Annotated in this window: 17 protein-coding genes; 10 read left to right on the top strand and 7 right to left on the bottom strand. The window is 37.4% G+C overall.

Features of this window, described 5'->3' with window-relative positions:
• The first annotated feature begins 208 nt into the window (after positions 1–208).
• The 4 genes from B154_RS0106485 to recN all read left to right on the top strand — a co-directional run bounded on the left by B154_RS0106485 (position 209) and on the right by recN (position 5,572).
• Entirely contained in the window at positions 209–1,306 is a 1,098-nt protein-coding gene (locus B154_RS0106485; protein ID WP_018612708.1) for a Nif3-like dinuclear metal center hexameric protein, read from the top strand.
• Between the two features lie 164 nt (positions 1,307–1,470).
• The gene (locus B154_RS0106480) at positions 1,471–2,226 is read left to right on the top strand and encodes a zinc ribbon domain-containing protein (RefSeq protein WP_018612707.1); all 756 of its coding nucleotides are present in this window, start codon (positions 1,471–1,473) and stop codon (positions 2,224–2,226) included.
• An 84-nt stretch (positions 2,227–2,310) separates the two neighbouring features.
• Complete coding sequence (locus B154_RS0106475) at positions 2,311–3,798, top strand: tetratricopeptide repeat protein (RefSeq protein ID WP_018612706.1); 1,488 nt, start codon at positions 2,311–2,313, stop codon at positions 3,796–3,798.
• A gap of 118 nt (positions 3,799–3,916) precedes the next feature.
• Positions 3,917–5,572 carry a DNA repair protein RecN gene (recN, locus tag B154_RS0106470; RefSeq protein WP_018612705.1) on the top strand — a complete coding sequence of 552 codons (1,656 nt, stop codon included), beginning with the start codon at positions 3,917–3,919 and terminating at the stop codon, positions 5,570–5,572.
• A 6-nt stretch (positions 5,573–5,578) separates the two neighbouring features.
• On the opposite strand, the gene B154_RS0106465 is transcribed toward recN, so the two are convergent.
• Together B154_RS0106465 and B154_RS0106460 are read right to left on the bottom strand one after the other, a co-directional pair.
• On the bottom strand, positions 5,579–6,388 hold the full coding sequence (locus B154_RS0106465; protein WP_018612704.1) for a 4-(cytidine 5'-diphospho)-2-C-methyl-D-erythritol kinase: 810 nt from the start codon (positions 6,386–6,388) through the stop codon (positions 5,579–5,581).
• A 112-nt stretch (positions 6,389–6,500) separates the two neighbouring features.
• A complete protein-coding gene (locus tag B154_RS0106460) occupies positions 6,501–7,667 on the bottom strand; it encodes a glycoside hydrolase family 43 protein (RefSeq protein WP_051084286.1) in 1,167 nt (388 codons plus the stop codon).
• A 402-nt stretch (positions 7,668–8,069) separates the two neighbouring features.
• Here B154_RS0106460 and B154_RS0106455 point away from each other — a divergent pair, with 402 nt between their 5' ends.
• From B154_RS0106455 to B154_RS0106440, 4 genes are all read left to right on the top strand, one after another.
• Positions 8,070–9,722, top strand: a complete 1,653-nt coding sequence (locus B154_RS0106455; protein WP_245542560.1) for a M1 family metallopeptidase — start codon at positions 8,070–8,072, stop codon at positions 9,720–9,722.
• Between the two features lie 159 nt (positions 9,723–9,881).
• A complete protein-coding gene (locus tag B154_RS0106450; protein ID WP_018612701.1) occupies positions 9,882–10,604 on the top strand; it encodes a PrsW family intramembrane metalloprotease in 723 nt (240 codons plus the stop codon).
• Complete coding sequence (locus tag B154_RS0106445; protein ID WP_018612700.1) at positions 10,579–11,130, top strand: GNAT family N-acetyltransferase; 552 nt, start codon at positions 10,579–10,581, stop codon at positions 11,128–11,130. Before B154_RS0106450 ends, B154_RS0106445 begins: the two co-directional genes overlap by 26 nt.
• Before the next feature lie 116 nt (positions 11,131–11,246).
• Complete coding sequence (locus B154_RS0106440; protein WP_018612699.1) at positions 11,247–11,552, top strand: hypothetical protein; 306 nt, start codon at positions 11,247–11,249, stop codon at positions 11,550–11,552.
• Between the two features lie 105 nt (positions 11,553–11,657).
• Here the strand turns inward: B154_RS0106440 and B154_RS0106435 are convergent, their stop codons facing one another.
• Entirely contained in the window at positions 11,658–14,237 is a 2,580-nt protein-coding gene (locus B154_RS0106435) for a phosphoenolpyruvate carboxylase (RefSeq protein WP_018612698.1), read from the bottom strand.
• Between the two features lie 299 nt (positions 14,238–14,536).
• On the opposite strand from B154_RS0106435, the gene B154_RS0106430 reads away from it, so the two are divergent.
• Together B154_RS0106430 and B154_RS0106425 are read left to right on the top strand one after the other, a co-directional pair.
• The gene (locus B154_RS0106430; protein WP_018612697.1) at positions 14,537–15,325 is read left to right on the top strand and encodes a 3-keto-disaccharide hydrolase; all 789 of its coding nucleotides are present in this window, start codon (positions 14,537–14,539) and stop codon (positions 15,323–15,325) included.
• Between the two features lie 171 nt (positions 15,326–15,496).
• The gene (locus B154_RS0106425; protein WP_018612695.1) at positions 15,497–16,417 is read left to right on the top strand and encodes a bestrophin family protein; all 921 of its coding nucleotides are present in this window, start codon (positions 15,497–15,499) and stop codon (positions 16,415–16,417) included.
• Positions 16,418–16,501: 84 nt separating this feature from the next.
• On the opposite strand, the gene B154_RS0106420 is transcribed toward B154_RS0106425, so the two are convergent.
• From B154_RS0106420 to B154_RS0106400, 4 genes are all read right to left on the bottom strand, one after another.
• Positions 16,502–16,840 (bottom strand): L-rhamnose mutarotase, encoded by a 339-nt coding sequence (locus tag B154_RS0106420; RefSeq protein ID WP_018612693.1) that lies wholly within the window; start codon positions 16,838–16,840, stop codon positions 16,502–16,504.
• 82 nt (positions 16,841–16,922) lie between these two features.
• Positions 16,923–18,575, bottom strand: coding sequence for a UxaA family hydrolase (locus B154_RS0106415; protein WP_018612692.1), 1,653 nt, complete (start codon positions 18,573–18,575; stop codon positions 16,923–16,925).
• A gap of 11 nt (positions 18,576–18,586) precedes the next feature.
• The gene (locus B154_RS0106410; protein ID WP_018612691.1) at positions 18,587–20,107 is read right to left on the bottom strand and encodes a tagaturonate reductase; all 1,521 of its coding nucleotides are present in this window, start codon (positions 20,105–20,107) and stop codon (positions 18,587–18,589) included.
• Positions 20,108–20,513: 406 nt separating this feature from the next.
• On the bottom strand, positions 20,514–21,932 hold the full coding sequence (locus B154_RS0106400) for a DUF1501 domain-containing protein (RefSeq protein ID WP_018612688.1): 1,419 nt from the start codon (positions 21,930–21,932) through the stop codon (positions 20,514–20,516).
• Positions 21,933–21,940 lie beyond the last annotated feature (8 nt).

Genomic DNA, 21,940 nt, shown 5'->3' with positions numbered 1-21,940 from the left:
TCTTATTTTTTTAGTCTGCTTAGGCCTTCTCTCTTTATAATCTATATTTACCATTTCATATTTGGCTACTAACGTACACACTTCATGCGTTAAAGGAACTGGCTTTATTTTTAAAAGTTTTTATGAAATCCGTTTACACTTTAAAAACACTTCCTTTTGAAAAGATTAAAACCTAAATTAAATTTATTTAAAAAAGATAGAACAACCAGTGAAAATTAAAGATATTGTTGACCTGCTCGATGGGCTTGCTCCCTCTTCTTACCAGGAAAGCTATGATAATGCGGGATTGATAACAGGAAATTCATCCCTTGAGTGTACGGGAGTAATTTGCACATTAGACGCTACTGAAGCTGTAATATTGGAAGCGAAACAAAAAGGTTGTAACCTGGTAGTAGCTCATCACCCGATTATTTTTAGCGGACTTAAAAAAATAACCGGTAAAAATTACGTAGAAAGAGCAATAATTGCCGCAATAAAAAATGATATAGCAATATATGCAATTCATACCAACCTCGATAATTTGCTTACCGGAGTTAATGGCAAAATGGCCGATAAACTAAATCTGCAAAACAGGAAAGTATTACTGCACAGGCAAAACAACCTGATGAAGCTAATTGTATTTGTGCCGGTAAATGACGCTGAAAAAGTAAGAGAAGCGATTTTTACAGCAGGTGGAGGCCATATAGGAAACTATAGCGAATGCAGCTTTAATATAAAAGGAACCGGAACATTTAAGCCGGGTGAAGGAACAAATCCACATACCGGCCAGGTAGGTAAAAAAGAAACGACAGATGAGGAAAGAGTAGAAGTTATTTTTCCCATATATCTGAAGGAAAAATTGGTAAATGCAATGACCGAGGCTCATCCATACGAAGAAGTTGCATACGATTTGATCGCATTAAACAATTACTTCCAGGAAGTTGGAAGCGGGCTGATCGGAGATCTGCCTGCAGATATGGACGAAAGGGATTTTTTGCAACTTATAAAAGACCAGTTCAATTTGCAGGTTATACGGCATACTCCTCTTTTGGAAAAAAAAGTTAAAAAAGTGGCTTTGTGTGGTGGAGCAGGAAGTTTTCTCATTAAGAATGCTTTGTCTCTCGGAGCTGATTTTTATATTACGTCAGATGTTAAATACCATGAGTTTTTCGATGCGGAAAATAAAATGGTAATTGCCGACATCGGGCATTGGGAGAGTGAACAATTTACAACAGAATTGCTGTATGATGTTTTGCAATCAAAATTTAGTAACTTCGCGGTCTTAAAAAGTAAAGTAAAAACCAACCCGGTAAATTATTTCACTTAATTTGAGATGTTTATTGCAGGATAATATCTTTTTGAACAAAGATTAATAAGGGAACAGGACGATGAACGGAATGCGTCGCAACGATGACAAAAGGAGTTATAACAGCCTGTACCAAAAATTCTGCTTACTAAACTTATAACATTAAAAAATTTTAGAAAATTAATATGGCTATTGTTAAAGACTTCTCTGTTGAAGAAAAATTAACCGCATTGGTTAAGCTTCAAAAAATTGATTCTAAATTAGACGAGATCAGTATTTTAAAGGGTGAATTGCCAATGGAGGTGAGCGACCTTGAAGATGAGATACAAGGTTTACATGCCAGGCAAACGCGTATAGAAGAAGAAATAAATGGTATTTCTGATTTTATAGAAAAGAAAAAAGAGACAATTAAGGAATCCGAGGCACTGATTAAAAAATATGAAAAGCAAAGCGAGAATGTTAAAAACAACCGGGAGTTCGAAGCCATTAATAAAGAAATGGAAATGCAACAACTGGAAGTAAAACTTGCAGAAAAACATATAAAAGATGCTAATGAAGAAATAGCGGAAAAGGCAAAATTGCTTGAAAATGCTAAAAAACAAATCGGAAGCAAGGAAAGTGTATTGAATAATAAGAAAAGTGAACTGCAAAAAATAATTACCGATACCGAGATAGAAGAAAACCAGTATAAAGAATTCAGCAACGAAGCACGCACCGCACTTGACGAAAGATTGTTGTTTTCTTATGATCGCATACGTAATAATTACCGTAATGGTTTAGCCGTTGTACCTGTTATGAGAGACTCCTGTGGCGGTTGTTTTAACGCTATTCCACCGCAGAAACAAAGCGAAATTAAACAACATAAAAAAATTCTGGTTTGTGAAAACTGTGGCAGAATCTTGGTTGATGAAGAGTTGCACCATAGTGTAGAAACCAAATAATTTGAATTATTCGATGACTTTATAGATGAAAGGGTACTTTACTGTACCCTTTTCTATTGGTTTAATTTATCAGCTCCTATCACAATGAAGAAGTTATTTATCTCAATTGTAATTTGTTTTTTCTTTACTGCTTCATTTTCCCAAAAGGTTTATGTTTTTGACTCTACATGTAGGTTAGCTTACAACGAAATAATCAAACTAAAGCTTGACCATGGTAGGGAGCTGATCAATAAAGCACATGAAGAAAACGCCGACAATCTTATTCCTGACCTTTTAGAAGGTTATATAGACTTTTTTGTTTTATTTTTTAATGAGGATTCAGCTGAATACCGGTTGCGGAAAGAAAACTTTGATAAAAGGCTGTCTGCTTTTGACTCTGGTCCTCATAATACACCCTTTTACAGGTTTAGCAAAGCAGTCACTTATTTGCAGCGCGCTGCAGTTAAAATAAAATTTGGAGAGAGATATAGTGCAGGCTGGGACTTTAAAAAAGCTAATTCTCAAATAAAGGAAAACAGAAGTGCATATCCGAAATTTCAGCCTAATAAAATGATCTATGGCCCGTTGGAAGTTGTAATAGGCACAGTGCCGCAGGGCTATAGATGGATTACAAACTTATTTGGCATGAAGGGTTCTATAAACGAGGGAATGCAGCATATGCGCAGTTTACTAAGCAGTAACGACGATCTGGCTAAGCTTTTTTCAAACGAGGCTACTTTCTACTACTGCTACCTCATGTTTTATATAGAAAATAAGCCAGACGAGGTTTTCAAACTGATCCGGGCAAAAAAATTAGATATTGTTAATAATCACCTTTTTACTTACCTCGCTGCAAACCTTGCCCTTAATAGTAAACAGACCGAATATGCAAGGCAGATAGTACAGCAACGGAACATGTCAGCAGACTACATGCAAACACCTGCATGGGACTTTGAACTGGGCTATACAAAATTTCACAAACTGCAACTGGATGAGGCGATTGCCAGCTTTCAAAAATTTATAAACACCTTTAAAGGCAAATTTTATGTAAAAGATGTTTTGCAGAAATTAAGCTGGGCGTATTATTTAAAAGGGAATAAAGAGGAAGCCGAAAAGTACCGGCAGCTAACTATTAGAAATGGAAATACAGACAGCGATGCTGACAAACAAGCATATCGTGATGCAAAAAAAGGATTATGGCCCGATGAAACACTACTGAAAGCAAGAATACTAAATGATGGCGGATACAATAAAGAGGCCTTGGCGATTTTGAATAAAAAAAATATTGAAGATTATACGAAGCCCGAAGAAAAACTGGAGTATGCGTATAGAATGGGCCGTATATATGACGACATGGGAAAAGATGATGAAGCCATACAGTTTTATGATATGGTTGTAAAACTTGGAAAAGAGCGAACAGAATATTTTGCCGCCCGCGCTGCATTACAGTTAGGTTTTATTTATGAAAAAAGCAACCAAAAAACACTGGCCATTGCATCTTTTCAAAAATGCCTCGATATGGGTGATCACGAGTACAAAGATTCGCTTGACCAGCGAGCTAAATCAGGGATTGCACGTTGCAAGGGTGAGTAGTTAGCAGCAACCAACAAGCTAATATCTTTTACCTCCAAGCTTTACATTCTTATCACAAGTTTTTCACAGATTTTCCATTTCAGTTTTTCCAAATCACTATCACAGCTATCTTTACTGTATGCTAAGGAAGCTGCACATACAGAACTACGCGATTATAGATGAAATTGACATTAATTTCTCTAATAACCTTAATGTCATTACCGGCGAGACAGGGGCAGGTAAAAGTATTTTAATGGGCGCACTAAGCCTCATTTTAGGAGGAAGAGCTGATACAGCCTCCCTGCAAAACAGGGACAAAAAATGTATAGTTGAAGGTTTTTTTTCTATAGAAGGTAAAAAAGATGTTGAAAGATTTCTAAATGAAAATGAACTGGACCGCGAAGAGGAACTGGTATTAAGAAGAGAAATAACTGCAAGCGGAAAATCAAGGGGTTTTATTAATGATACGCCTGCAACACTGCAGCAATTAAAGGAGCTGGCATCTTTGCTGGTTGACCTTCATCAACAATTTGACACACTGGAAATAGGCGATAGTGATTTTCAAAGGGCTGTATTGGATGGACTGGCTGGCAATTCAGACTTGCTGGTAACGTTTCAGGCGTGTTTTCGAAAATGGCACAGCCAAAGAACAGAGCTTGATCAATTACTAAACCAAAAAGGAACTTTTCAAAAAGAGTCTGATTATAATCAATATATTTTTAATGAACTGGATCAGCTTAATCTTGTTGAAAATGAACTCGAAGATTTAGAAACAGAGCTTAAAATGTTGAATAATTCCGAAGGAATTAAAACCGCCCTGACAAAAGTATATTTTGAATTAAAGGAAAGCGAGCAGCCGGTAGTACAGCAATTAAAACTACTTTCCAACCAGTTACAATCCTTTTCTGATTATCATACAAGTCTTCCCGATGTAGTTAACAGATTGCAAAGCGCCCAGATAGAATTGCAGGATATTGCTGATGAAGTAGACAATTTAAACGACCACATACACTTTGACCAGGAAAGAATAGACCACGTAAATGAAAGACTTTCAGCAGGGTACAAAATGCTTAAAAAACATGGAGTGCAAACTACTAATGAACTTATAGCCATAAGAAATGAAATTTCGAAAAAGCTGGAGGCCGTTTTAAATATTGATGATACGATATCTCAAAAGGAAAAGGAAGTAAAAGAATCGCTTCAAAAAGCAGAAGACATAGCAAAAAGTATTTCAAGCCGAAGAAAAAAAGAAATAGCGGACCTGGAACAAAAAGTAAATGCACTGTTACACCAGGTAGGCATGCCAAATGCAAGATTAAAAGTAGACGTAAAGCCGGCAACACTTAATTTATACGGCAGCGATACAATTGAGTTTTTATTTGACGCAAACAAAAGCAATCGTTTTGAGCCTATACGTAAAGTAGCAAGTGGTGGAGAACTGAGTCGTTTAATGCTCTGTATAAAATCACTGGTTGCAGAATCTATAGATATGCCAACACTTATTTTTGATGAAATAGATACGGGCATTTCAGGTGAGGCAGCGAAGCAAGTTGGATTTATAATGAAAGATCTCTCAACCAGCAGGCAGTTAATTACCATTACCCACCAGCCACAAATAGCGGGTAAAGCTGATGCGCATTTTTATGTTTACAAAGAAATAAAGAGCGATGCAATAAAAACAAACATAAGATTGCTGACGCACAATGAAAGAATAACAGCTATTGCACAAATGCTGAGTGGCGAAAAACCAACTGCAGCCGCCCTGGAAAATGCCAGGGAAATGGTAATGAATTAAAGTCGTTTACAATAATGTCTTAACAAAATAATTCGCAGGAAAAGTTAGATTTAATTCAGCATCTGATTCAAAAATGCCGAATACTGTGCTTCCGCTTCCAGTCATGGAGGCGTAGATAGCTTCAGCATCGTATAAAATATTTTTGATTTCCTTGATTGCTGGAAATTGTTCAAATACATTTTTTTCAAAATCATTCATTAATTCATCTTTCCATGTAGAGATGGGCTGCGCAATAATGTCCTGTATGCTTTTTGCCGGCATCCCAGGTGATAAGTTTGAAAATGCTTCTTTGGTCGAAACATGTATCCCCGGGTTTACGAGCACTATTTTATAGGCAGATAAGTCTACGTTAACTGGCACCAGATTTTCTCCGCGACCTGTTGCAAAACAAGGTGTATTGATGATAAAAAAGGGGCAATCACTACCAAGCTGCAAAGCATATTTTAGTAATTGTGGTTCTGATAAATTTAATTGAAATTTCTTGTTAAGCATTGAAAGCATAAATGCTCCGTCTGCACTTCCGCCGCCCAAACCAGCCCCCATAGGTATCGCTTTGTGTAAATAAACATTTACATATGGTAAATCCTCAAAATCCTTTTTCAACAATTCGTATGCTTTCAAGCAAAGATTGTCATTCTTATTTCCATTAACTTCTAGCCCGGAAAGCTGAAAAGACAGTTCATCTGCGGGTATTATTTCTAATGCATCTTTAATTGCTACAGGATAAAAAACGGTTTCAAGGTTGTGATACCCATCGGCACGCTTTTCTGTTATGTTTAAGCCTAAATTAATCTTACAATTCGGAAATAGAACCACGATGGATTGTATTGTAATATTATGGTGAATAGAAAAATTGTTATGCAATTAGCATTAACACAAATGGATGATTGGATTATAAAAAGATAAAAATGAAAATACAAAAAAGAAATTATTGGGATTTCGATGCTACCCCTTCCTCGTTCTGAGTCCTTGCACCTGACGGCAATTTTTGCGGCGTTGTTGTGGGGCCAAACACAGTTAGTTTTCCATTATCGGCTTTCATCCGGTCTATAAAAACTACACGTTCATCACCGGTGGCATCAGTTCTTCCATGGTATACACAAAACATTTCTTTTCCATCAGGAGAATAAGTAACGCTGTTGTGGCCAGTACCTGTTACCACACCACCTTTTGCAGTATTTTTTTGTAAAACAGGATTATTTGCTGCTTTTTTAAACGGACCAAGAGGTGAATTTGAAGTAGCATAGCCTACTGCATAGTTTTGTCCCGCAAAATGATTCGCAGAATACATCATGTAATATGTATTACCTTTTTTAAATGTTACAGAGCCTTCAGTCCATCTACGATTCACTTCATGTGATGTTACAGACCTGCTTTCCCACTCAGCTTGTTTATCGCTCATGCTTACCGGCGGCCGAAGCAATAGAACCGGCTCACCTATAACACCAGAAAAGTCAGGTTTAAGTTGTACGCCATACACCCAGCTCTCTTCAATTTCGTTGTACCATCCTTTTTGTTTTGCAACCTCTGCAACCTCACTCTTGACGGCATGTTTGTAACAGCATCGCGAATAATACAAATACATTTTTCCGTTTTTTTCAAAATAAACATTAGCATCTATAATCGGGTAGCCTGGGTCGAAGACAGGCTTATCAGAAATATTAACAAACGGACCTTGAGGGTTATCAGCTACGGCAACACCTATTTTAAAATTTTCGAGATCGTTTGCAGGATTGTATTTCCACTGAGCGCTGTAAAACATGTAATATTTACCCTTTACTTCATACACCTCGGGTGCCCAGAAAGAATGTATTCCCCATGATATTCCAGAATCTCCATAAAAGACCTGGCCGAGGGGCTTCCAAGTCACAAGATCTGTTGAAGAATAAGCAGAAAAACCGTTTTTTGCTCCTGCTCCGGTTCCATACATATAATACATGTCTTTGGTGTGCAGCACGTACGGGTCACCAAATTTTACTGGCAAAGGATTGGTATAGGTGGCTTTGACAGACGCATTATTGGCTGCCATTTGTGCAAACGGATGATTAATTGAAAGTGTGACAATTGTAGAAAATATGAAAAGTAGCTTTTTCATTTTTTGTGGTTTCATTGTAAAATATCCAAAAATAATGGTAAATAGTTTTGCAAAAACTGTGTTAGGTGTGAATTAGATCCGAAATCAATATCTTTAAAATTTTGATCCTAATAAAAATACCGTAATATTTTTAGATTATCCCTTTAGACTATTTTGAATATTAACTATTATGGCTATAAAAATGATAGGAAGAATTAAGTATTGTAAGTTAAATCGGTGCCAGTATTTGTGCAAGTCTGAATAAATAATCAAGGCTTTCAGATTTGCAATAAAACGGTACCGGTATGGTGAAACTTTAAAAAGATGGTCTTAATGTTTTTTATAAAAAACTTATTAAATTGTTTATACCTCTGTGCTAGCGGTATAAAAAGGAATAAAAGTATTATCTGCAGATATTTTATTGTGTTTATTTTTTGTCTCGTAATATCTGCTTTGGCAAAAGCACAGGAAGCTACGGTTAAAACTTTTACTCATGCTGATACACTTAGGGGAAGTATAACACCGCAAAGAATTTGGTGGGATGTCTTGAAATATGACATAACGATACACCCAGATTATGAAAACAAAACCAGTGAGGGGAAAAACACTATTACCTATAAAGTAGTCAGCGATAACTATCCTCCTGTTATGCAAATTGATCTGCAGCAACCATTACAAATTGATAGTATTGTACTAAACGGTTCCATTAAATCAAACTTTACTAAGGAAGGAAATGCATGGTTTGTACAACTTCCCAAACAAAAGAAGAATGCTGTCAGCCAGATCGACATTTTTTTTCATGGCAAACCTCATGAGGCCATACGTGCGCCGTGGGACGGGGGATGGACATTTACAAAAGACTCTTTGAGACGGCCCTGGATGACTGTAACCTGCCAGGGATTAGGTGCCTCAGTCTGGTATCCGTGTAAGGATCACCAAAGTGATGAACCTGATAACGGCGCTACTCTTAGTATAATTGTTCCTGACACGTTGGTAGCGGTTGCAAATGGCAGGCTCCATTCAAAAACAAACAATGCCAACGGAACCACAACTTACAAATGGGACGTTGTAAATCCTATAAACAATTATGATATTATTCCTTACATCGGTAAATATGTGAATTTTAGTGAGAGGTACAATGGAGAGAAAGGAAAGCTGGACTTGAATTACTGGGTACTCGATTACAACGAAGGCAAAGCAAAACAGTACATGCCAAACGAAGTGCATAACATGCTGAAGGCATTTGAATATTGGTTTGGCCCTTATCCTTTTTATGAAGACGGCTATAAATTGATAGACGTGCCACACAACGGCATGGAACACCAGAGTGCAGTTGCTTATGGCAACCTATACAAACCGGGTTACCGCCAAAGAGATGTTTCAGGAACAGGATGGGGAATGAAATGGGATTTTATAATTGTACACGAGAGCGGCCACGAATGGTTTGGAAACAACATTACCAGTAAAGATATCGCAGACATGTGGATACATGAAGGCTTCACCAATTACAGCGAAACGTTATTTGTTGAGTATATGTATGGTAAGGAAGCAGCGAACGAATATAATGCCGGCAGCAGGAAAAGCATAAAAAATGACAGACCTGTGATTGCTCATTATGGTGTAAATGAAGAGGGCAGCGGCGATATGTATTCTAAATGCGGTAACATGTTGCATACAATCAGGCATAGTATAAATAATGATAGTTTATTCAGGCAAATACTGAAAGGATTAAACACCACCTTTTATCATCAGACTGTAACTACCAAACAGGTAGAGGATTATATTTCAAAACTGGCAGCCTTTAACTATAACAAAGTGTTTGATCAGTATTTAACAACAACTCAAATCCCTACGTTGCAACTCAAATTTAGCAGCAATAATAAAAAAGTATCATATCGCTGGACAAATTGCGTAAAAGGTTTTAATCTTCCCCTTGTTTTAAAGAATGATGAAACGGAAATTAAAATTTGGCCTACCGAAAATTGGAAAAACACCGATGTAAAAGATAACCAGGCAATGTTGTTTCAGAAAGATGCAATTGAGAAAATGTATTATATAATGACAGAAGTTTTGTAAGAATTTATGCCAATTACATGTAAATTTATAACACAAAACCGATGGTTTTAAGTAAAGTTAAGAATATCAGGATGTACCTAATATACTGTTTTAATTTTCAAAAAAGCAGGCACAGTATTTTAAAGCGATTCATTTTTATCAGTAGTTCAATTACTCTTCATGAACCTTCTTTATCTCTCCATTGCACCTGGTCTGGCAATTATGCTGTACGTGTATGCAAAAGATAAGTATAACCGTGAACCTGTTCTCCACCTTATAATAAGTTTCTTTTTAGGCGTGTTTTCTGCTTTGCCTGCAGTATATATTGAGTTTTATAGTAACCAGGTTTTAAACCAATTGGTAGAAGTAAGCCTTTTGCATACGTTTATTATGGCATTTGTTGTGGTGGCCCTTACCGAAGAGTACTGCAAATACTTTATGGTAAGATATTATGCTTATCCAAAAAAAACATTTGATGAACCTTTTGACGGTATTGTTTATTGCGTAATGGTAAGCATGGGTTTTGCAACAATAGAAAATATCGGCTATGTATATCAACATGGAGCCTCTACCGGTTTAATAAGAATGTTTTTAAGTGTTCCTGCCCATGCCAGTTTTGCCGTTATGATGGGTTACTATGTGGGTCTTGCAAAATTTAATCCTCCACGAGCCTACTTATTAAGACTAACCGGAATATTTTTCGCTGTTATTTTTCACGGCACTTATGACTGCCTATTATTTCTGGGTGAAAATGGCCAGCTTTCTGAATATGCATCCGGCGGCATGCTGATCGTGGGTGCATTATCTTCCTATATTATCGGTGTACGCTTATCACTAAAAGCAATTCGAAAACAACAGTTACATTCAAAACAATTACATGACCGAAGGTTCCCTCTCTTCTGATCTAATCATTAGAACTGCAACTTTTAATGATATTCCACTTATACAGGATATTGTTGCTAAAACCTGGCCTGTAGCATATACAGACATTTTAGGCGAAAAACAGGTAAGTTACATGATCGATCTTTTTTACAGTGCATCGTCGCTTCTTCAACAAATGAATAACCAACATTGTTTTTTGGTAGCCTTTAACGAATCTAATCACATAGGTTTTGCATCTTTTTCTCATAAAAATGAATGCATCTATAAACTTGAAAAATTGTATGTATTGCCAACGGACCAGAAAACAGGTGCAGGAAAAGCTTTATTGCAAACTGTTGAAAAAGAGGCATTGAGTATGGGAGCAGCCAAACTGAGATTAAATGTAAACCGTAAAAATATCGCTAAGACGTTTTATCAAAAAAATGGATTTAAAGTTATTGCTGAAGAAGATATTGATATTGGTAATGGATATTTTATGAACGATTATATAATGGAAAAAGATTTACCAGTTCCTGAAAGATCGATTCGGCTATTTTTGAATAATTGAAGCCAGGAAATTGTTTTGTCATTCTTTCTGATAAAATTTGGGTCATTATATAATTCTCAATGTAGGCAGTTTCTATGGAAATAAGATAAGCCTGCATCTTATATTAAACTTTCTATATGAAATTATTACAAAACGCAGCAATTGGAGTTTGCCTATTTACATCGATAACGGTACAGGCACAAGAAACCTCGCCGACAGTTGAAAAAAATAAAGACACAATTTTGCAATCTGAAAGCAAGGAAAAGGAATATAAATCTAAAGAATGGAAGCAAGGAAATGAAGCTATTACAGATACAACCACCATATCTGATGAGAAACGTACTTTGCACATGAAGAAAAAAGGAAATAAGCAGCCTGCAACTCCTCCCCCTCCGCCCCTAGCAACACCTCCTGCACCACCACCTCCTCCTGCTAAGGATTAATCCATTTATAAAACAAAGGTTATAAGGAGCAAATAAAGAAATTCAGTAAAATCTTTGCTCCTTATAACCTTAACCTTTGTAAAAAGATTTACAATAAAATCACCTTTAAGCGGAGTTTCTTCCGGCATTGATAATTCCGAAAGAACAGCGCATCACCAGCTTCTGGTAAATCTGCTTTTCTTCATCGGAGGCCTGTTTCTCATCCAACTCACGAATTTTCGCCATACAATATTGTTGTATTGTCAGAAGTGGCAACACAATTTTTTCCCGCATCTGTATAGATAATGATTCTACAGGGTAATCACCCATCAATTCATCCTTGTCCGAAATCTCTAAAACATATTTTTCTGTCAGTTTATATTCTTCGTAAATCCGGTTCCACATCTCGCCATATTTCGGATCATCAGCAAGGTAAGCTGTCAAAGGGAAAAAACACTTTTTCATTGACATTTCACAATTATCTATAAGTGTTTTAAAGAATAAAGAATTTTTATACAATTCCTTAACTTCATTCAATTTGCCTTTTTTATCGAGCGCCTGTATTGCAATACCAACACCATAATAACCAGTCAGGTTTTGTTTTAACTGGCTCCAGGATCCTACAAAGGGGATAGCACGAAGATCTTTGATAGTAAGTTTGGAAGAAGTTCCCCGTTTCGACGGGCGGCTGCCAATATTGGTTTCGCCGTAAAATTTTAAGGGACTTATATTAGCAAGATAGTTCATAAACTCAGGATGATTTTTTAAGTCAACGTAAGCCTTCAAACTTTCTGTTGCCAGTTCATCCATCACCTGCTCTTCAGCATCAGTAAGTGTTTTTTCTTTATCTGAAAAAAGTTCATTACTGATTCCTGCGTTTAATAGCTGTTCCATATTGAACCTGGCTGCTTCTATGCTTCCATAGCTTGAACTTACTGTTTGTCCCTGTATGGTCAGTTGTATTTCTTTATTAGATATTTCCTTACCCATTGATGCATAAAACTTATGACTTTTTCCGCCACCTCTTGCAGGAGGGCCGCCTCTGCCATCAAAGAAAATTACATCTATTTCGTATTTTTTAGAAATCTGCGTTAATTCTCTTTTTGCTTTATATATGCTCCAGTTCGCCATCAGGTAACCACCATCTTTGGTACCATCAGAGAAGCCTAGCATAATCGTCTGCGTATTGCCCCTTCTTGCAAGGTGATCTTTATATACCTTATTTTCATATAAAGAAGCCATAATTCCTGATGCATTTTTAAGATCTTCAACAGTTTCAAACAAGGGAACAATATCAACTGTTAACTGTTCTTTTTTCCAATTGCTTAATAAGAAAAGGGCGTACACTTCTAAAACATTCAAAGCACTGTTGCATTGACTGATTATATAACGGTTGCACCCCTCCTGCCCGTTATACTGCTGTATCGTCTTAATAGCACTTATAGATTTTAAAGTGTCTCTTAATACACCTTCCTCATATTTTTCAGGATCAGCAATGCCTTCAATATTTACCAGTAAGTCTATCTTCTCCTGCTCTGTAAGAGAAGCATAATCGTGCGGCAACACTTCTTCCCTTTCTGCAATTAAATCCAGTAAGGAGGTGTGTACTGAACTATCTTGCCGTATATCAATCGCAGCAAAATGCAGCCCGAAAACGTGCACTTTATTTATGATGTTTTCAATTAACGAGACAAACAAACCATTGTGGTCTGATAAGGTAATTTCTTTTGCCTTCTCAAGTGCATCAAGAATTTTTTCTTTAGAGACTTCAGTAAGGTTTCCTGGAACAAAAATATTTGTGTACAAAAGGTTTTCCAGGGCTGCAAGAATGGTATCAACGCCTTTAAAAGTAAGCCTTTTTTTAATTCTTCTTACATCACGATAGTAAGATTTTATAATACTTGATCTTAATGCATTTGCAACCTTTAGCGTGGTTTCTGTATTTACATTAGGGTTACCATCGCGGTCGCCACCCGGCCAAAAACCCATCCCCATTATCGGGTGATGATACTTCATTGTTTCAGGAAACTGAGAGGTAACATCTGTGATCATCTGCCCTATTGCAAAATAGAAAACGTTTTCCATAAACCAGAGCAGGCTCATTGCCTCATCGTATGGTGTGGGTTTTTCTTTGTTTAAGAAAGGCGTTTTTGCCAGTTGCTGCAGGTACATATTTACCTTGCTGATCTCGTTATCTTTCAAAGCCATTGAGAGATCGTTGATGATGCCCAAAACAGATCCGGGGTAGAACTGGGTAGGGTGAGCGGTAAGCACCAGTTTAACTGAAAAATCTTTCAGCTTCTCAGCCAGCTTATCCTGCAAAGAAGTTTGAATAACTTCTGAGGTAAGATGCTTAAGCGTGCCTGGTCCGTTTATATCTATCACTTCTTTATAGGCAGAATCTTCGAGCGCATCAAACAAAACCACCTGCCGCTCAACATAATGTATAAAACGGAAAAGCAGGTCGTTTTTCTCTTTTTCGTTCTCGTAACTTGTATATCGCTCAAAAAAAGTTTCAATAATTTGCTGGGGACTTTCGCCTCGCTTATACCCTTCGGTGCAGTTTTCTAATAATAACGACAGATGTATGCCTGTATTTTCAACACGGTGAAAAGGTAATGAGATAAACAGGCTGTTGAACAATTGAAACTTAATTGCAACATTGTTTTTAAAAAGCTGGAGCTGGTCTGAGAAATTTAAATCCATAATTATATTTATTTACCACTATTGGTTTTTTAAAAGGCAAACATCGTCGAGATAAAAAAAACATTCTAAAAAAACCGATATAAGCGAACCAACAGGTTTTGAGAGTTGCAAGTTATTTAGAAAAAGCTACAATGGCACGGTTAAACCTGTTTCAATGGTTAAAATTTTTTTAAGTGCTTTTTCAATTATATTTGAAACGGAACCTAATTCCTTATAGAAGCATTTAAATCAAGCAATAAGTAACGAGTAAGCAGGACAGGTTTTGAAATCATCTATCATTCTAAATACATCTTTACAATATGAAACATTTCCGACTGGTTTTAATTTTTCTACCTTTTCTTCTACAATCCTATGATTCGAAAAAAGTCTCTATTAACCAAAAGGATACTAAAAAGTGGGTAAGCCTGTTTAACGGAAAGAACCTTGATAACTGGACACCCAAAATAACCGGTCATAAACTTGGTGAAAATTTTGGCAATACGTTCAGGGTTGAAAACGCGATTCTCAGCACAAGGTATGATCAATATGACAGTTTCAAAAACAGGTTTGGCGCTTTGTATTACAACAAAAAATTTACTAATTATAGGTTAAGAGTAGAGTATAGATTTGTAGGAGATACAACACCGGGTGCACCGTCATGGGGATTTAAGGATGGTGGTATACAATATCATTGCCAGGCTCCGGCTTCAGTTGGTTTAAACCAGCCTTTCCCTGTTTGCCTCGAATATAATCTTCACGGAGGAAATGGTAAAGAAGAGCGGCCAACAGGTGAAATATGTACTTCAGGAATGTTTGTAGAAATTGATGGAAAAAGAAATACATCTAATTGTACAACTCCTACTGTAAAAAGAACTTTTAACGGTGACGAATGGATAACGGCTGAAATTGATGTCCGTAATGGAAAAATCACTCATTTTGTAAATGGTGAACAAATAATTCAATTCGAAAATCCGAGATACGATGCTACAAATGAGTTTGCAAAAAACTTTATCGTAGCAGGAAACGATTTAGTGAAGGACGGATACATTTCCCTGCAATCAAATAGTCATCCTATGGACTTTCGCAAGATCGAGATCATGGAATATTGATTTTGTCTTAGCCGGTGTTCTTTATACACAATTAAAATTGCCAGAGCTGTTATAAGACTAATACAACAAAAGAAAATTTTTATTTCATAAGTATTCTTATTGTGTTACTTATCCGTCCTTTGCAACAGAAAGCAAGCTGTTTATAATTATTTAAGGACGAATTAAAAGAATATGATTACCAGGGATAGACAAAATTGGTTTAGGTTGCTTTTTGTATGGCAGGGATCGGTTTTGCCCCAGATACTACCCCGGCTGCTGGTGCTGCTAATTCTTTCGATGATAGTTGTATATTATCATGGCGAGTTTTTGCATTACAAAGTCCCTCTTAATGCGTCACCCTTTACTTTAATAGGTATTGCCCTGGCTATTTTTTTAGGTTTTTATAATAATGCCAGTTACGATCGTTTTTGGGAAGGACGCAAACTTTGGGGAGCGTTATTAAATGATACCCGTTCGTTATATCGTCAGGCTTCGACCATGGGCGGTTATGAAGCCGGCGCACCTGAACTAAAGGACTTTTTACACTTGTTAATTGCTTTTGTACATGCATTGAAACACCAGTTGAGGCAAACTGATTCTTCTGCAGATATGCAACGACTTTTACCGTTGCACCTTTCGCAATCTCTGCAAAACATTCAGTTTAAGCCTATTATTATCATGCAGCAAATGGGTAAATGGCTTGAAAAAGGAAGAAAAGAAGGAAAAATAGATTCTATTACACTAGCAGCATTTGATTATAATCTTAATAATCTTTCAACTATTGCCGGAGGATGCGAAAGAATAGCGGGTACCCCTATCCCTTTTACTTATAAAGTGATGCTGCATCGCACCGTTTATATGTATTGTTTCCTGCTGCCCTTTGGTTTGGTAGATAGTATCGGCTGGATGACTCCGCTTATTGTTGTCTTTATTGCTTACACGTTCATGGCATTGGATGCAATTGTATATGAAATAGAAGAACCATTTGGAGTTGCCCCAAATGACCTGGCTTTAAACGCGATGAGTAATACGATTGAGTTTACATTAAGGGAAATGGCAGGAGAAAAAGTTGAAAGGCTTAGCAAAGATAATGCAGATTTTATGGTTGATTAAAACCAAACATTATTCTTACTGAAAAGGCACAATTAAAATTTTATTGGCCTTGCAAAAGATGGTCATAACACCTGTCTCAAAAATCTATTTCAGTTCAAATATTTTATCCATCAATACCCACTTTTCTCCGGGCTTTGCCCATTCGAGGGGTTTTTGAAACTTCCATACAAAGTTTTCCCAATCCTGCACTTTTGGATTCTCCGCGTCCATCTTCCCTTTTCTTTCAAAGCTAAAATCATCCTCTACTTCCATTATCATAAAGAGGCGGTTCCCCGTACGATAGATTTCCATATTAGAGATACCAGCGTCTGAAATGCTTTTCATTATTTCGGGACGCCTGTTTTCTTTTTTATGCCAATATTCGTACTCTTCTATCAATGCCGGGTCGTCAATAAGGTCTAATGCCAAACAATATCTTTTCATATAGTGAGTTGTGACAGTGAGTTGTAAGTGGATGGTTGGGATTACTAGTTACCTACACTCACCAGTTACTAATCATTTTATTTTACAAACTAACGCCGCGCTTCCAGGGAATGAAATCTTCCTGGCCGTTTTTTACGGATTTTGCTACAATTTCTCCACTTGCCACCTTAATTACAAAATCAAGAATTCTTTCTCCTGCCTGCTCAATTGTCTCTTCACCTTCTATAATTGTTCCGGTGTTAATATCAATAATATCCTGCATTTTTTCGTACAATTTGGTATTGCTTGACAGTTTAATTACCGGAGCAACAGGATTGCCCGTAGGCGTGCCAAGTCCAGTTGTAAACAATACAACATTTGCACCTGCGGCTACTTCGGCAGTGGTAGATTCCACATCATTACCAGGAGTACACAACAAATTCAATCCCGCCTTTGAAACTTTTTCAGGATAATCCAATACATCGGTAACAGGTGAGGTGCCACCTTTTTTAGCTGCTCCGGCAGATTTTATAGCATCTGTAATTAAGCCATCTTTTATATTTCCGGGAGAAGGATTCATATCAAACCCTGAACCTACCTCTTTTGCTCTCTCATTATATCGACGCATTATATCTATGAATCGAACCGCTTTATTTTCATCGACGCAACGGTCACTTAGCTCCTGCTCTACCCCACACAATTCAGGAAATTCGGAAAGTATAACAGAGCCACCACACGCAACCAGCAAATCACTGGTATAACCAATAGCAGGGTTTGCAGAAATTCCTGAAAAACCATCAGAACCACCACACTCAAGACCAAGGCATAGCTTACTGATGGGCGCATCTTCCCTTTCAACCTGGTTAGCTATCATAAGGCCCGCGAAGGTTTGCTTAAGTGCCTGTGATATAAGATCTGTTTCAGTACCTATTTTTTGCTGCTCTAAAATATATAAAGGCTTATCAAAATTGGGTGAGCGTTTTGCGATTTCTTCTTCAAGCATTGCCACTTGTGCATTCTGGCAACCCAGACTTAACACAGTTGCTCCGGCAACATTAGGATGAGTAATATATCCTGCAAGTAAGCCACATAAAGCTTGTGCATCTTGCCGGGTTCCCCCGCACCCACCCTGGTGAGAAATAAATTTTACCCCGTCAATATTCTGAAATAACCGTTCACTTTTTGTTACTTGCTCATCTTCTCGAAATTGAACATTCAGTATATCCTGTACCGACCGTCCGGAAGCGTATAATTCCTTCAACTGCTGTGCAAAACGGTTGTATTTCTTCGGACGCGAAAATCCCAGTTCATCAAGCAGGCTTTCTTTTAAAACTTCCACATTATTATTCTCACAAAAAACCATCGGAATTACTACCCAATGATTAGCTGTACCTACACTCCCATCGCTTCGGTGAAATCCTTTAAAAGTGCGACCAGTAAATTTTGATACATCGGGTACACGCCAGTTTGTTCTGCGGTTTCCTAATTCAAATTCTGTAGACGCATGTTTTACATTGCTAGTTGATATTCTCGTTCCGGCCGGAATTTCTTTTTGAGCTTTACCTACCAAAACACCATACATTGTCACCTTGTCTCCCGGTGCTAAATCATGCTCTGTAAATTTATGTTTGGCAGCCACATCTTCTGCCAATGTATATGTATGCCCGTTTAAGGCAACCTGTTCTCCTTTTGCAAGGCCACGAAGCGCAACAATTACATTGTCGTTTGGGTGAACCTTTAAAATACTCTTTTTCATAATTTCAATCTTTACAACAATTCTTTTTGTGCCAGCACTTCGTTAATTGCCTGTCTTACTTCACCATTCTGCATTTGTTGCAGGTTAGCTGCAACTGTTTCTTTAAATTTATTTAAAACTGTAAGGTCTGTTTCCCATAATCTTTCGTCACTTAGTACAGACGCTACAAGTTCCGCGCCTTGATAATTGTTCCATTTGTCGGCATATAGGCCTGCGTTATCATCCTCTACCATGTATTTATTGCCTTTGTAATTTCCGAAAAATTTTCCATTTTCCTCCCGGCAATTCATAAACAAAATATGTGCTGCAAAACCAAAAGCCATGAGACGTGGCGCATGAGAAGATGTTTTGTAATGCTGCAGCAAAAGAGGAATGTTTCGCATTTTCATTTTAGATGAATATTGCACTGTTATCGCCAACAGTTTGTGCTCGATGTATGGATTGCGAAAACGATCTAACACTTTGTCTGAAAACTCTCTTGATTCTTGGGAATCAATTTTATAGGGAATATTTGGAGCGATTTCATCTTGCATCAGTTGCTGAACAAATTGAGCCATTTTTTCATCCGCCATCATTTGTTTTACAGTAGTAAAACCGGCAAGATGTGCAAGACCGCAAGTGAAAGTATGTGTGCCATTGAGTAATCGTAGCTTTAACTCCCGAAATTTACTGATGTCTTCCGCTAATACCACTCCTTTGTCCGCTTTGCTAAATGAAAGTTTATCAGCAACTTCTTTATTATTCGTTTCAATAGCCCAAAGACTGTAAGGTTCAGACATGATCATTACATCATCAATATAACCTGCCTCCTTTTCAACTTTCTCTTTTTCTTGCTGTGGTAATTTTCCAGGAACGATTCTGTCTACTAAAGAATCACAAAAATGGTTACAGTTTTCAATCCAATTGATAAAAGTTGTATCAAGAGAATTAAGGCGGGCAAGTTCTAAAACAATTGATCTAAGTTTTTTTCCATTTCCTGGAAGCAGTTCTGTTGGCACTATTACCATACCTTTATTTGCACCGCCCTTAAAAAATGTAAAGCGTTTGTATAAAAAAGCAAGCAATTTACCAGGAAAAGATACAGGAGGCTGTGCATTAACTTTATCATCCCGGTTTAGGGCAATTCCAACTTCGGTTGTATTTGAAATAACTATTTCCATTTCCGGATTTTCTGCACAGGCAAGAATTGCATTCCATTCGTCTTTGGCCGATAGTACCCTGCTTATTGATGCATTTATTATGTTTTCCTCCACTTTATTTCCATCTTCTATTCCTCTTATGCAGTGAGTGTATAAAGAATCCTGCGCCGAAAATTCATCAGTTCCCCCTGTTGTCGTGCTCTTAACAACAACTACCCTTCCATTAAAAACACCCTGGTTGTTTGCTTTATTAATATAGTAATCACACAAACCACGCAATAAAACGCCTGTACCAAACTGCAACACTTTTTCAGGAAGTTGAAAAACTTTTTCGTTCGGTACTTCAATAAAATCGTTGGATATATCTTTTAATGAAGTGCGGGAAAGAACCATACAGTAAATATTAGAATTATGGTTATGAATATTATTAAATAAACAGGTGTACTAATTGCTTTAATACAAAAAGCAATAGTATTAACTATTCATCAAATAATAAAGAATTTTCTGTTTAAAGAAACTTATATAACCAACAGTTATTCATTTGACTTTGGACTTTTTTTAGAACAGCTATTTGAACATAAAAACTAATTATTCAGAAATTCACGTACTGCTGTTTCTTGAATATCACCTCAAGATTATCTTTTCGATATTTTCCTTACCTCTATGCAAGAAACGCTTGCAATCATTCTCAAAAAGTCGACAGTAATTTCAATAAGGTTAACGTGGCGACAGAAAAAAGGGCCATTGATAGAAATATTCGTTTTATTGCAAACAATGGTTTTCCAGCATTTGTTTATGACTAAGAAAACAAACTCATTTCGGCCTTCCCTAAGCCATCCTGCGTCGTATAAAACGGCCTTTTTTCCACCACGTAATGCGCATCTTCAGCAATGCCAAGAGCGTGATAAATTGTTTGATGTATCTGATCTATCACTATTGGTTTATCAATGGTTTTACAGGGCCGTTCATCTGCGGTCTTGCCATATACATAGCCTTTTTTTATACCTCCTCCAAACATTAAAATAGACGCTCCGTCAGTAAAATGCCTGTGCATTCCATAATTTTTCATTTCCTGAATAACATCAGGTTGTTGCACCTGCTCCTGTACTTTCAGTCCCGGGCGGCCTTCTACCATCATGTCTCTGCTAAACTCACTTGCTAAAATTACAATGGTACGATCAAGATGTCCTGTTCGGTCGAGATCTTTTATTAACTGCGCAACAGGTCCATCAATCTGCTTTTTCATATCCTTTGCCCTCGTATTGCCATTCTCATGCGTATCCCAACCTTTAAAAGGTTCATATTCGGTAGTGACACTAATAAAGCGTGCACCTTGTTCAACCAATCTGCGGGCCATGAGGCAACCTAGCCCAAACTTTCCTGTATTATAGATGTCGTAAATTTCTTTTGGTTCCTTACTTAAATCAAATGCCTTTGCTTCAGGAGATTTTAAAAGTATATATGCCTGCTCCATCGATCTTTTCAGCGATTCTTTTTGATAATCACTGCCAAAGTCACCCATAGCACTTTGGTTCACGAGCTCATTATATAACTGGTTTCGCTTTTCAAATCTTGTATTAGACATTCCAACAGGCGGTTGTACGCTTTCCAGTCCGGCCGATGGATCGGGTATTAGAAAAGGACCATATTCATTTCCCAAAAAACCTGCCGTATGAAAAGCTTTTAATTCTTCCCCTTCCCCCAAAGTAAATCGCTGCCCGATATCAATGAAGGCCGGAATGACAGGATTAACTGGACCCAGTTCTTTGGCAATCCAGGCCCCAAAATGGGGAGCAGCAACAGACTGAGGTGGTTTATAGCAGGTATGCCAGTGATATTGATGACGCGAATGCAGAATATGTCCCATATCGGCGGCTACGTAAGACCTTATCAGCGTTCCTTTATCCATGATCTTTCCTATCGACTCGAGACCTTCTGAAAAAGAAACACCATCTAGTATAGTCGGAACGGGTTTAAATGTACTAAGCACGCTATTCGCATCCATTCCTTTTGTAAATGGAGTAAATTTTTTAGGATCAAACGTGTCAGTATGAGCCATTCCTCCTGCCATCCAAAGTAAAATAACAGAGTCTGCTTTGGAATTGGTTTTTTTTCGGTTACACGAAGTCAATAAACTGGTCATTGGAGCGCCAGCAGCCATTGCAGCTAATGTAGCAGCACTGGTGTTTTTTAAAAAGTCTCTTCTATTCCATTTCATTGTCATAG

It is taken from the genome of Segetibacter koreensis DSM 18137 (genome assembly GCF_000374045.1).
GTDB classification, from domain to species: Bacteria; Bacteroidota; Bacteroidia; order Chitinophagales; family Chitinophagaceae; genus Segetibacter; species Segetibacter koreensis.
This window is presented reverse-complemented; position numbering and strand designations above follow the sequence as displayed.